General features: G+C 65.4%; 9 protein-coding genes. 3 read left to right on the top strand and 6 right to left on the bottom strand.

Annotated elements, in window-relative coordinates; translation table 11 throughout:
- Nucleotides 1-4 precede the first annotated feature (4 nt).
- From H3H39_RS10860 to H3H39_RS10835, 6 genes are all read right to left on the bottom strand, one after another.
- Nucleotides 5-1,207, bottom strand: a complete 1,203-nt coding sequence (locus H3H39_RS10860) for a type II secretion system F family protein (RefSeq protein WP_182153377.1) — start codon at nt 1,205-1,207, stop codon at nt 5-7.
- A complete protein-coding gene (locus tag H3H39_RS10855) occupies nt 1,207-2,940 on the bottom strand; it encodes a GspE/PulE family protein (RefSeq protein ID WP_182153376.1) in 1,734 nt (577 codons plus the stop codon). The genes H3H39_RS10860 and H3H39_RS10855 overlap by 1 nt, the downstream gene beginning before the upstream one ends.
- Nucleotides 2,941-3,001: 61 nt before the next feature.
- Nucleotides 3,002-4,678, bottom strand: coding sequence for a tetratricopeptide repeat protein (locus tag H3H39_RS10850; RefSeq protein ID WP_229217969.1), 1,677 nt, complete (start codon nt 4,676-4,678; stop codon nt 3,002-3,004).
- The gene (gene mshL / locus H3H39_RS10845) at nt 4,675-6,603 is read right to left on the bottom strand and encodes a pilus (MSHA type) biogenesis protein MshL (RefSeq protein WP_182153375.1); all 1,929 of its coding nucleotides are present in this window, start codon (nt 6,601-6,603) and stop codon (nt 4,675-4,677) included. Before mshL ends, H3H39_RS10850 begins: the two co-directional genes overlap by 4 nt.
- A gap of 91 nt (nt 6,604-6,694) precedes the next feature.
- On the bottom strand, nt 6,695-7,711 hold the full coding sequence (locus H3H39_RS10840) for an ExeA family protein (RefSeq protein ID WP_182153374.1): 1,017 nt from the start codon (nt 7,709-7,711) through the stop codon (nt 6,695-6,697).
- Nucleotides 7,712-7,721: 10 nt separating this feature from the next.
- Nucleotides 7,722-8,438 (bottom strand): ABC transporter ATP-binding protein, encoded by a 717-nt coding sequence (locus H3H39_RS10835; protein WP_182153373.1) that lies wholly within the window; start codon nt 8,436-8,438, stop codon nt 7,722-7,724.
- Nucleotides 8,439-8,648: 210 nt separating this feature from the next.
- Here H3H39_RS10835 and H3H39_RS10830 point away from each other — a divergent pair, with 210 nt between their 5' ends.
- From H3H39_RS10830 to H3H39_RS10820, 3 genes are read left to right on the top strand one after another with little or no spacing between them, the layout of a single operon-like run.
- The gene (locus tag H3H39_RS10830) at nt 8,649-10,352 is read left to right on the top strand and encodes a GspE/PulE family protein (protein ID WP_182153372.1); all 1,704 of its coding nucleotides are present in this window, start codon (nt 8,649-8,651) and stop codon (nt 10,350-10,352) included.
- A gap of 1 nt (nt 10,353) precedes the next feature.
- Nucleotides 10,354-11,589, top strand: a complete 1,236-nt coding sequence (locus tag H3H39_RS10825) for a type II secretion system F family protein (protein WP_182153371.1) — start codon at nt 10,354-10,356, stop codon at nt 11,587-11,589.
- Nucleotides 11,586-12,113 (top strand): hypothetical protein, encoded by a 528-nt coding sequence (locus H3H39_RS10820; RefSeq protein WP_182153370.1) that lies wholly within the window; start codon nt 11,586-11,588, stop codon nt 12,111-12,113. Before H3H39_RS10825 ends, H3H39_RS10820 begins: the two co-directional genes overlap by 4 nt.
- Nucleotides 12,114-12,117: the final 4 nt, after the last annotated feature.

Here is a 12,117-nt window from a genome sequence, read left to right as displayed (position 1 = left end):
GGCCTCAGGTCTTGATCTTGCTGATCGTGTCGTAAATCGGGCCCAGCACCGACAGCATGATCCAGCCCAGCAGCAGGCCCAGGACCACGGTGATGGCCGGTTCTATCATCGCCTGCACCTTCTCGATCATTTCCTTGACTTCACGGTTGTAGAAATAGGCCACGTTGCGCAGCGCGCCATCGAGCGCGCCGGTGGCTTCGCCCACCTTGAGCATGCGGATCACCAGTGGCGGGAAGATGCCCGTGTTCTGGAACGCGGCCGTCACGCCCTGGCCTTCGGAAATCAGGCGCGCCGCCTGGCGCAGCCCGGCTGCCACCACGCGGTTGCCGACGATGCCTTCGGACAGGCGGATGCATTCGAGGATGGTGATGCCGGAAGCATACATGAGCGCGAAGAAGGTGGCAAAGCGGGCCAGGATCACCTTGTGCAGCACCGGCCCCACCATCCAGATCCGCAATTGCAGCGCGTCGAACCGGTAGCGTGCCGTTTCGCTGCGGGCCAGCCAGGTCTTGACGCCGAACCACGCCGCCACGGGCAGGGCCAGCAGCACATACCAGTAGTGGATGAAGATGTTGGACACGAAAATCAGGGCCCGCGTGTGCAGCGGCAGCGTGTTGCCCATGTTTTTGATGAAGGCCGTCAGTTGCGGCACCAGATAAATCATCAGGAAGAAGGTCACACCCGTCACCACCACGCCCACCACGGCCGGGTACATGATCATTTTCTTGGTCTGGGCTGCCAGTTCGTCCTGCCATTTCAAGCTTTCCGACAGGTTCTTGAACACTTCGGCCAGCTTGCCGCTGTGCTCGCCGGCCGAGATCAGGCTGGTGAAGGTGACGTCGAACACGTCCGGGTAGGCGGCCAGCGCGGTCGACAGTTGCAAGCCCCCTTCGATGCTTTCGATCAGGTCGGTGATCACTTCGCGGAAGCGGGGGTGGTCCATGCTTTCGCGCAAATCGTCCAGGCCTTCCAGGATGGGCACGCCGGCCGCCGTCAACTGCTCCATGTGGAAGCAGAAGTTGATCAAGTCCTTGCGCGTGATGACGCGCTTGATGGTCACCACTTTCTGGCGCGTGGCCTTGCAATCGACCAGGTCCAGGCCCATGCGGCTCAAACGCAGTTCCAGGTCCGGCTCGTTGGCGGCGTCCATATTGCCGGGCAACAGCTGGCCGGCGGCATCCATGGCGCGGTAGATGTATTGGGGCATCAGCTCAGCCTGTCAGTCAGGTCCACCACGCGCGCCACTTCCTCCAGCGTGGTCACGCCTTCCAGCACGCGCCGCACGCCGTCGTCCACCAGCGAGTGGAAGCCGCCGGCCGTGGCCGCCGTCTTCAGTTCGCGCGAGGAGGCGCGGCGGGCGATCAGTTCATCGAGCTCGCCCGTCATCTTGAGCAGTTCCATGATGGCGATGCGGCCCTTGTAGCCCTGGTGCGCGCAACGCTCGCAGCCGACGGCGCGGTAGATGGTCTGCGGCGCCAGCGGCGCCTGCTCGCCATCGTCGGCCGCTGGCGTGGGCAGGCCCAGCAGGCGGCGTTCCAGCGGGTCGGCCTCGAACGGTTCGCGGCAATGGGTGCACAGCTTGCGCACCAGGCGCTGGGCCACGATGCCGATGATGTTGCCGGCCATGATGTCGGGCAGGATGCCGATGTCGAGCAGGCGGGTGACGGAACCGATGGCTGAATTGGTGTGCAGCGTGGAATAGACCTGGTGGCCCGTCATGGCGGCGGCGAACGCCATCTCGGCCGTTTCCTGGTCGCGGATCTCGCCCACCAGGATGATGTCGGGGTCTTGCCGCATCATGGAACGGATCCCGTCCGCGAAGCCCATCTTGGCCGATTCGTTGACCGAGGTCTGGCGGATCATGTTCATCGGGTATTCCACCGGGTCTTCCAGCGTCATGATGTTGACGCTTTCCGTGTTGATGTGGTTGAGGATGGAATACAGGGTGGTGGTCTTGCCCGAGCCGGTCGGGCCCGTCACGAGGATCACGCCGTCGGGGCGCGCGATCATCAGCTTGAGCAGGTTCAGTTCCGTCTCGCCCAGGCCCAGGCCGTCCAGCGGCACGATGCCTTTCTGGCGGTCCAGCACGCGCAGCACCACGTTCTCGCCGTGGGTGGTGGGCTGGGCCGAGGCGCGGAAGTCGATCTGGCGGCCCGAGAACTTGATCGAGATGCGGCCGTCCTGGGGGGCGCGCGTCTCGGCGATGTTCATGTTCGAGATCACCTTCAGGCGCACCGCCATGGCCGGCCAGTACGATTTGTGCAGGCTGCGGATCTGGCGCAGGATGCCGTCGATGCGGTAGCGGATGCGCAGGAACGATTGCTCGGGCTCGAAGTGGATGTCGGAGGCGCCGTTCTGCACGGCGTCGGCCAGCAGCGCGTCGATCAGGCGCACCATGGGCTGGCTGTACTCGTCCGAGGTATTGCCGCCCATGCTGGCGTAATTGACTTCGCCCGTCTCGATTTCATGCAGGATGCCGTCGATCGACAGTTCGAAGCCGTAGTACTGGTCGATGGCGCGCTGGATGTCCGATTCGCCCGCCAGCAGGGGCGTGATGGTGATGCCCTTGACCAGCATGGCGCTGATCTGGTCCAGCGCCACGATGTTGCTGGTGTCGGACATGGCCAGGATCAGGTTGTCGCTGTGGCGCTCGTAGACGATGGGGAACACCCGGTAGCGCTTGGCCACGTCCTTGGGGATCAGCTTGAGGGCGATGGCGTCCACCACCAGGCTGTTCAGGTCGGCGCTCTGCTGGTTCAGGTTCTTCGACAGCGCCTCGCGCACCGTGGCCTCGGTGACGAAACCGAGCGTGATGAGCAGCTTGCCCAGCGGCTCCTGGCTGCGCTTTTGCTCGATCAGGGCGATGCGCAGCTGGTCCTCGCTGATCACGCCTTTCTGGATCAGCAGCTTGCCGAGCGGGATTTTAGGTTGTTCTGCCATGGTGTTCCGTGTGTGCCGGCGCCGGTGGGCGCCGCGTGCTGATTGCTGGCCTATTGCTCACTCATTGCTGGCCGGGGTGGGTCAGCTGCTGGATGCGCAGGCGCAGGGCCGCGCGGTCGACGCTGGCCGGCGTATCCTGGGCCAGCGCCAGCGCCTTCTGGTAATAGGTGAGCGCCAGCTTGCCCTGGTTCAGGCGGTCCAGCCCGATGGCCAGGTTGTAGGCGTAGTCGGCGTTGCCGGGCGCGGCCGACCAAGCCCGGAAGTAGGCTTGCTGCGCCTCCGGCCAGCGGCCCTGGCGCGCGTACAGGTTGCCCAGCGCGAACTGGACTGGCGCCGCGTCCGGCGTGCGGCTGAGCACGTTCTTCAGGCGCAGCTCGGACTGGGCCGCATCGCCCTGGCGCAAGCCCATCAGGCCGGCCAGCGCGTCGCCATCGTTCGGATCCAGGTCCAGCAGGCGGCTGTAGATGGCGGCGGCGCGCTGGTCCTGGCGCTGGCGCAGCGCCACGGCGGCCGTGCCCAGCAGCGCGTCGCGGTTGTTGGGGTCGGTGCGCAGGGCCAGCTCGTATTGCTGCTGGGCGCGCGCCAGGTCGCCGCTGTTGAACGCCTGGTAGCCGTTTTGCAGGGCCGGATCGGCCTGCTGCGGCACGTTGCTGCGGGCCACCCTGATGTCGGCGCTGTCGGGTGCGGCCAGGGGCGCCAGGGTGTCCGGGCCGGACGTGCCTGGTGCCGGCATGCCCGGGGCGGGCGTGGCAGGGGGGGCGAAACCGGGGCTGGCACCGGGGCCGGCCTGCGGCAAGGCGCCGCCCCGTTCCTGCAGGGACAGCATCATTTCACGTTGCTGCATGCGGCGCTCGTTTTCCTCACGGGCGGCCAGGGCCGCCGCCGCGCTGGCGCTCAGCGGTTTCGCCGGAACGGCTGGCGCGGCGACAGGCGGCGCTGGCGCGGCCCCCGGCATGGCGGCTGGCGTGACCGCCGCCATGCCGGGGGCGGCGGCCGCGTCCGGCGCACTGGCCGCCGGGGGAGGCGATGCCACCACGAGCTGGGCCGGGGTGGTGCCGGTGGCGCCGGGCGGGGGCATGGGCACCATGGGCAGGCGCGCGCCGGGGCCGGGCGCCGTCGTCGCTTGCCAGTAGATGTAGCCGAATACGGCGGCGATCAGTACGGCGATACCGCTCAGCACGGCCAGCCGGATCTTGGCCGGGTCCAGGCCGGCCGGCTCCTTGCTCATGGCCGCGGCGGCGGCCGCGCGCGCACGCGCCGCGCCGCGGGGGGCATCCGGCTTGGCGGCGCCGGCGCGGCTGTCGCTGGCGCCGTTCTGGCTGGCCTGGGCCGCCTGCGCGGCCGCCTGGGCGGTGGCGGGCGGCGTTGGCCGCGCCTGCTCCTGGTGGCGGGCCTGGGGCGGAACGGGATCGTGGATCGCTTCGTCGGCCACGGACAGCACGGGGATGGGCGGTTGCACATCGAACGACAACGGTTCCAGCGACGCCTCCAGCGCGGCCGGCGGCGCGGCGCTGGCGGCGGGCGCGCGGGCGGGCGCCGAGGCGGTGGCGGGGCCGTCCAGCGGTTCCAGGTCGAGCATGAATTCGTTGTCGCTGGCGGCGGCCGGGGGCGTGGCTTCCTGCGGCGTCAGCGCCAGCAGGTCGTCGAACGCCTCGGACGGTTTTTCCAGTTCCGTCTCCGGAATGCTGTTCTGTTTGGCGCGCTCGGCTTTTTTCAGCGCTTGCATCAGCAGGCTCATGTTCCCTCCGCCTTCAATGGTGCGACCGGGCCGCCGGGCGTGGCCGCCGGCATGGGCGCGGGCGCGGGCGTGTCCTGGTTGGGCAACAGGTAGCGGTAATCCCGGAAGTCGCCGTTGATGCTGGCGTCCTTGACCACTACCGGCCGCATGAAGATCACCAGCTCCGTCTTGACATTGCTCTCGTTACGGTAGGAGAACAGGTTGCCCACCACGGGCAGCGCGCTCAGGCCCGGCACGCCATCCTTGGTGTTGTCGACCGAATCCTGCATCAGGCCGCCCATCACGGCCACCTGGCCGCTGGACACCTTCATGATCGATTCCAGCTCACGGGCCTGGATCACGGGCACCTTGCTCACCACCTGGCCGGCCGCCAGCGCCGGGTTGGGGTCTTGCACGTAGCCGACCACGCGGGTGATGGTGGGGCGTACGTTGAGGGTGACTTCGTCGCTGTCGGAAATCTGGGGCGTGACGCTCATCACGAAACCGACCGGCACCGTCTCCAGCCGCGATTCATAGGTGGCGGGGGTGCTGATGGCGCCGTTGGTGCCCAGCACGGCCGGCGTCACCTTGATGGTGAAGAACACGTTGTTGTCCACCACCTTGAGCAGCGCGGTCTGGTTGTTGAGCACGCTGATCTTGGGGCTCGACAGCACTTTGACCTTGCCGAACGTTTCCAGCAATTGAATGGTGGTGGCGATGTTGCCCAGGCGCGAAGTGGGGTTGGCGTAATTGAGCACGAACACGCCGGGCGAGGTGCCGGGGGTGACGTCGGACGGCAGGGTGGCGTTGCCCACCTGGCCCTGGATGAGCTTGAGGCCGCCTTTGCCCATGCTGCTCCAGTTAATGCCTTGCTGGTACTGGTCGCTCAGCCGCACTTCGATGATGGTGGCCTCGATCAGCACCTGGCGCTTGGCCGCGCCCAGCACGATGTCGAGGAATTCCTGGATCTTCTCGTGCTGGCGGCTGGTGGCGCGCACGGCGATCAGCCCGCCTTCGATATTGGTGATGACGGAGGCCTGGTTCTTGATGGCGGCCTGCTTTTCCTGCATCTGCAACTGTTGCTGCTGCTGGGCGGCCGGATTGGCGTTGAACGCGGCCGCGCCTTGCGGGTTGAAGATGGCCGGCGTCATCTGGTTGCCCTGGTTGTTTTGCTGCTGTTGCTGCTGCATGGCCATGGCCTGGCTTTGCGCGGAGGCGTTGGCGGGCTGCTCGTGGAACGCGGCCAGCGGGTCGATCGGCGTGTCGTACAGGTTGGACGGGCGCAGCATGTCGCGGATGTTCTTTTCCAGGCTGTACCAGAAATTATTGTCCGAACGGTTGTTGACGGAGGTGGTCGAATTGTTGTTGCCCGAGCCGCCACTGCCGGTGCTGTTGAGGGCGCTGGGGCTGTTGGTGGAGCCGGTGTTGACGTTGCTGGACGAACCGCCGCCCGTGGTCGAGATCTGGGTGGCGATGTTGACGCTGCTGCTGGTGCTGCGCGCGATGTTGACGTAATCGATCTTGTAGTTGCGCCACACGGGCGAGTCCGGCTGCACCACCAGGTTGTTGCCGTCGATCTCATACCGCATGTCGACCTGCTTGGCGATGCGGTTCAGCAGCTGGGGCATGGTCTGGTCCAGCGCGTTGAGCGTGACGGTGCCTTCGATACCGGGGTGGATGTCCACGTTCAGGCCGGCGTCGCGCGCCAGCGCGAACAGCAACGACTGCACCGGCACCTTGTGCACGGTGACGCTGTAGGTCTCGACCTTGGCGGCCGCCTTGGGCGGGGGCAGCGCCACGCTTTCCTGCACCGGCTCGGGGATGGCGCCGGCCGCACGGGGCGCTTCCGTGATATGGCTGCGCGCGTCGGGCACGGGCGCACTGGCGCAGCCGGCCAGCAGCACGCCGCACAGGGCCGGGATCAAGGGAGCAACGTGATTTTTCATTGTTCTGTCCGCCCCTTGCGCTGAATGTTGTGCTTTTGGAATTCTAGTCGACATGATCTTACAATTTAACTGGTCCAGCAACTATTACGTTTCATTGCGGCAAATATTTGCCGGACGCGGGCGCCCCCGCGGGCGCCGGCACGGCCTGGCTTACGGCGGGCGCCAGCGCGGCTTGGCTTGCGGCGGCGGGCCGGACCGGGGCCGGCACGGGCGGGCGCCACAGCAGCCAGGCGATGCCGGCCAACAACAGCACGATGATCAGCGACATGGCCGTCGTGGCATGCGAAATGATACTGTTTTTTGATTTGAATGGTGAATCTTGTATCGCATTATTGACGTGGCCGACCTCCACCAAGTCCGCATCGGCCGCGTAGGCCGCCAGCAAAGCCTTGTCGGCCAGGATATTAATGCGCCGTACGATGCCGCCTGAAGCGCGCGCGATGCGCAATGCTGCCTTCTGGCTGAACAGGGCCGGGCCCGTGTGGCCGGCCGCGCGCAACCGGAAGTCGAGGAATTCGGGCACCAGTTCCGGCGCCATGGCCGGCACTTCGAAGCTGTGGGTGATGCGTTCCTTCAACTGGCGCATGCTGGCCAGGTCCAGGTGTTCGTCCAGTTCCGGCTGGCCGAACAGCACGATCTGCAGCAGCTTGTTGCGGGCCGTCTCGAGGTTGGTCAGCAGCCGGATTTCCTCCAGCGTGGCCAACGGCATCGCTTGTGCTTCCTCCACCAGCAGCACGACCTGCTTGCCGGCGCTGTGCTTGGCGATCAGGTCGGCATGCAGTTCGCGCAGCACTTCGTCGCCCCGTTTGCCGGCCGGCTGCAAGCCCAGTTCGCTGGCGATGGCGAACAGCGCTTCCAGCGGCGACAGGCTGGGGTTGACCAGGTAGATCACTTCTATATGGGGCGGCAACTGGCTTTCCAGCATGCGGCACAGCATGGTCTTGCCGCTGCCCACCTCGCCCGTGACCTTGATGATGCCTTCGCCATGGCTGACCACGTACAGCAGCGCCTGCAGGATTTCGCCGCGCGTGTTGCCGGCGTAGAAGAAGGCGGGGTTGGGCGTGATGCCGAATGGCGATTCGTGCAGGCCGAAATGGGAACGGTACATGGTGGCGGCCTCAGGCGATGCAGCGCAGGAAAGCCTGCTCCAGGCTGTCGGCCTGGTAGCGGGCACGGCAGTCGGCCGGGGTGCCGGCGTAGCGGATCTGGCCGTCGTGCAGGATGGCCATGCGGTCGCACAGCTCGTCCACGTCAGCCAGCAGGTGGGAGGTGAGGAACAGGGCGCTGCCGGCCGCGCGCCTGGCCAGCAGCTGGGCCTTGAGCAGGGCGCGGGCTTTCGGGTCCAGGCCGCTGGTCGGTTCGTCCAGCACGTACAGGGCCTTGGGCGCCAGCAAACATGCAGCCAGGCCCAGCTTTTGGGTCATGCCTTTGGAGTAGCTGCGCACGGTGCGTTTCAAGGCCGATACCTCCAGGTCCAGCGCCTGCACCATGCCGTCGATGGCGGCCGGTTCGGCCGCGTGGCCCTGCAAGGTCAGGATGTACTGTATGAATTCCGCCCCCGTCAGGTAGTAGGGCGGGGTGAAGCGTTCCGGCAGAAACCCGAGCGGCGCGCGCGCGGCCGGCTGGCGGTGGTCGCGGCCGAATATTTCTATGGTGCCGCCATCGACCGCGCAAAAATCGAGCAGGCATTTCATCAGGCTGGTCTTGCCGGCGCCGTTCACGCCCACCAGCGCCACACATTCGCCGGCCGCCACCTCCAGATCCACGCCGCGCAGCACGCTGGTGTCGCCATAACGCTTGGCAAGCTGGTGGAATCGCAGTGCGGGGTCGGTCATGAGTAGCGGTCTGAGCGCGCGAGTGGTGAGCGACCCACACTGTAGCGCATTCCCCGGGGATTTTGCTAGTGAAAACGCGAAATTCCCCTATGAAGCGGTTTAATGGCGACGTTCATGATTTTCCGTGGAATAGATTGCTGGCAAGGACAATTTTCTGGACTAGAATGGCCGCAACACGCACTGGGGTGTGATCGATCTGAAGGAGAGTACATGGCAAGGCCGGAAAAAGTCCGTCTGGGAGAAATCCTGGTGCAGCAAAAGCTGCTGTCCGAGGAACAGTTGGGGCTGGCCCTGGCGGAACAGAAACGCAGCGGGCGCAAGCTGGGCCGGCTGTTCATCGAGAGCGGCTATGTGACCGAGGAGCAGATCGCCGGTGCGCTGGCCCGTCAGCTCGACATTCCCTATTTGAACCTGAAGTTCTACAACATCAATCCCGACGTGGTGCGGCTGCTGCCGGAAACCCAGGCCCGCCGCTTCCGCGCGCTGGCGCTGGAGGATCGCGGCACGGCGCTGCTGGTGGGCATGTCGGACCCGACCGACCTGTTCGCCTACGACGAGATTTCCCGCATCCTCAAGAAGACGGTGCAACTGGCCGTGGTCAACGAGACGGAAGTGCTGGGCGCGATCGACCGCATTTACCGCCGGACGGACGACATCACCGACCTGGCGCGCGAGCTGGAACAGGATCTGGGCGACGTGTCGGTCGACTTCGGCGCGCTGGCCGTCAACCCGAACCTGGAAGAAGCGCCCATCGTCAAGCTGCTGCAATCGGTGTTCGACGATGCGGCCCAGGTGGGCGCATCCGACATCCACATCGAACCGCAGGAGGGGCGGCTGCAGATCCGCTTCCGCATCGACGGCGTGCTGCATTTGCAGACGGAAGCCGACATCAAGATCGCCGCCTCGCTGGCGCTGCGGTTGAAACTGATGTCCGACCTGGACATTTCCGAGAAGCGGCTGCCGCAGGATGGCCGTTTCGCCGTGCGCGTCAAGCAGCAGCGCATCGACGTGCGTATCTCCACCATGCCCACCCAGTATGGCGAATCGGTGGTGATGCGTCTGCTGAACCAGGGCAGCACCACCTTGCGGCTGGACGCGATCGGCATGCCCAAGCCCATCCTGGACAAATTCCGCGCCATCATCCAGCGTCCCAACGGGCTGGTGCTGGTGACGGGCCCGACCGGTAGCGGCAAGACCACCACCTTGTACTGCGCGCTGGCCGAGCTCAATTCCGTGGAAAAGAAGCTGATCACGGTGGAAGACCCGATCGAATACCGGCTGCGCGGCATCAACCAGGTGCAGGTCAACGACAAGATCGACCTCGACTTCGCGCGCGTGCTGCGCTCGGCCCTGCGCCAGGACCCGGACATTGTGCTGGTGGGCGAGATGCGCGACCAGGAAACGGCCCAGATCGGCCTGCGGGCCGCCATGACGGGCCACCTGGTGCTGTCCACGCTGCACACCAATGATGCGCTGGGCACGCCGCTGCGCCTGATGGACATGGGTGTGCCGCGCTACATGGTCGGCAGTTCGCTGCAGGCCGTGCTGGCCCAGCGTCTGGTGCGGGTGATCTGCGAAAGCTGCACCACGCCGTATCAGCCCAGCCCCACGGAAACGGAATGGCTGCGGCTGGAGCTGGGCGACCAGACCGGCGCCGGCCACTATTTCCACGGCAAGGGTTGCTCGCACTGCAACGGCATGGGCTACCGGGGGCGGACCGGCGTCTACGAGTTGCTGGAAATGACCAGCGCCGTGGTGGATGCGGCCAATCATCACGACGCCAACGCTTTCATGAAGGCCGCCGCCGCCCAGATGGCCGGCAACACCCTGCGCCGCCATGCCGTGCAGCTGGTGGTGCAGGGCCGCACGACGGTGGCCGAAGCCATGCGTATCAGCAACCAGTTCGAGGATTGACGTGCCGCTCTACGCTTATAAGGGCCGCAACGCGCGCGGCGAGCTGATGCAGGGCGTGCTGGAAGGGGCCGACAGCGGCGCCGTCGCCGACCAGCTCTTCAATACGGGCGTGACGCCGATCGACATCAGCGTCACCAAGCGCGCCGCCACGGCCGCCGGCAACGGCGACGCGTGGTGGGTCAAGCTGCTGGAGAAGAAGGTGACGTCGATGGACGTGCAGTTGTTCAGCCGCCAGTTGTATACCTTGCTCAAGGCCGGCGTGCCCATCATGCGCGGGCTGGCCGGCTTGCAGGAATCGGCCGTCAGCAAGGCGTTCGGGCGGGTGATCAAGGATATGCGCGAATCGCTCGATTCGGGCCGCGAGCTGTCGGCCGCCATGCGCCGCCATCCCACCGTGTTCACGCCGTTTTACCTGTCCATGGTGCGGGTAGGGGAGATGACGGGCCGGCTGGAGGAAGTGTTCCTGCGCTTGTTCGACCACATGGAATTCGACCGCGACATGCGCGAGCGGGTCAAGACGGCCATGCGCTATCCCACCTTTGTGGTGGTGGCCATGGTGGCGGCCATGGTGATCGTGAACATCTTCGTCATCCCCGCCTTCACCAAGGTGTTCGAGTCGTTCCACGCCGAATTGCCGCTGATGACGCGCATTTTGATCGCCAGTTCCAACTTCACCGTCCATTTCTGGCCGCTGCTGGTGGCGCTGGTGGTGGCCGCCGTTTTGGGTTTCCGGGCCTGGATTGCCACGGCCAAGGGGCGCTACCGCTGGGATAAGATCAAGCTGAAGGTGCCGGTGGCGGGCAAGATCATCCTCAAGGGCACCATGGCCCGCTTCGCCCGCAGTTTCGCGCTGTCGGCCCGCAGCGGCGTGCCCATCGTGCAGGGCTTGACGGTGGTCGCGCAGACGGTGGACAACGCTTACCTGGCCGCGCGCGTGGAGCAGATGCGCGACGGCGTGGAGCGGGGCGACAGCATCCTGCGCACGGCGGCGGCGGCCGGTGTGTTCACGCCGGTGGTGCTGCAGATGATCGCGGTGGGCGAGGAAACGGGATCGCTGGACGATCTCATGGACGAGATCGCCCAGATGTACGAGCGCGAAGTCGATTATGAATTGAAGACGCTGTCGGCCCAGATCGAGCCGATACTGATCACCTTCCTGGGCGCGTTGGTGCTGGTGCTGGCACTGGGCATCTTCTTGCCGATCTGGGATCTGGGCAAAGTGGCCTTGCATAAATGAAGACGCGGCCGCCTGTGGGGCGCTGGCAACGGTGGCGGCAGCGCGGCGTCAGCCGTTTCGAGTTCGCCGTGGCGGCGGCTATTTTGGCGATTCTGGCCGGCGTGCTGCTGGAGCGGGTGGCGTTTTATCAGGAACAGGCGGAACTGGTGGCCGTGCAGCAGGTGGCGGCCAATATCCGCACGGCGCTCGATGTGAAGGTGACGCAGGCGCAGTTGCCGGGCCGCAGTGTTGATTTGGCGTTGCTGTCGGAGCAGAATCCGATAGCGTTGTTGGACCGCAAGCCGGCCAATTATCTGGGCGAGTATTACTCTCCTGATAACGCCGAATTGCCGGTTGGCAACTGGTACTTCGACCGGTATGACAAGACCTTGATCTATTTGTTAAATAAGCGCGAAACTTTTGGAAATGCTTCCGCGAAACTGTTGAAATTCAAGGTAAAATTATTTCGCTTGCCCATAAGTGTCGCCAAGCCGCCAGGAACATCTGAAACCGCAGGTGTGACCTTTGAGCAAGTGAATGACTAACGCC

It is taken from the genome of Rugamonas apoptosis, from assembly GCF_014042355.1.
In the GTDB taxonomy this organism is placed as follows: domain Bacteria; phylum Pseudomonadota; class Gammaproteobacteria; order Burkholderiales; family Burkholderiaceae_D; genus Rugamonas; species Rugamonas apoptosis.
This window is presented reverse-complemented; position numbering and strand designations above follow the sequence as displayed.

Excerpts from the sequence above, each read along its gene's own strand:
- H3H39_RS10820 (WP_182153370.1), top strand. The coding sequence starts at position 11,586 with ATGAAGACGCGGCCGCCTGTGGGGCGCTGGCAACGGTGGCGGCAGCGC.
- H3H39_RS10830 (WP_182153372.1), top strand. The coding sequence starts at position 8,649 with ATGGCAAGGCCGGAAAAAGTCCGTCTGGGAGAAATCCTGGTGCAGCAA.
- H3H39_RS10860 (WP_182153377.1), bottom strand. The coding sequence starts at position 1,207 with ATGCCCCAATACATCTACCGCGCCATGGATGCCGCCGGCCAGCTGTTG.
- mshL (WP_182153375.1), bottom strand. The coding sequence starts at position 6,603 with ATGAAAAATCACGTTGCTCCCTTGATCCCGGCCCTGTGCGGCGTGCTG.
- H3H39_RS10855 (WP_182153376.1), bottom strand. The coding sequence starts at position 2,940 with ATGGCAGAACAACCTAAAATCCCGCTCGGCAAGCTGCTGATCCAGAAA.
- H3H39_RS10850 (WP_229217969.1), bottom strand. The coding sequence starts at position 4,678 with ATGAGCCTGCTGATGCAAGCGCTGAAAAAAGCCGAGCGCGCCAAACAG.
- H3H39_RS10835 (WP_182153373.1), bottom strand. The coding sequence starts at position 8,438 with ATGACCGACCCCGCACTGCGATTCCACCAGCTTGCCAAGCGTTATGGC.
- H3H39_RS10840 (WP_182153374.1), bottom strand. The coding sequence starts at position 7,711 with ATGTACCGTTCCCATTTCGGCCTGCACGAATCGCCATTCGGCATCACG.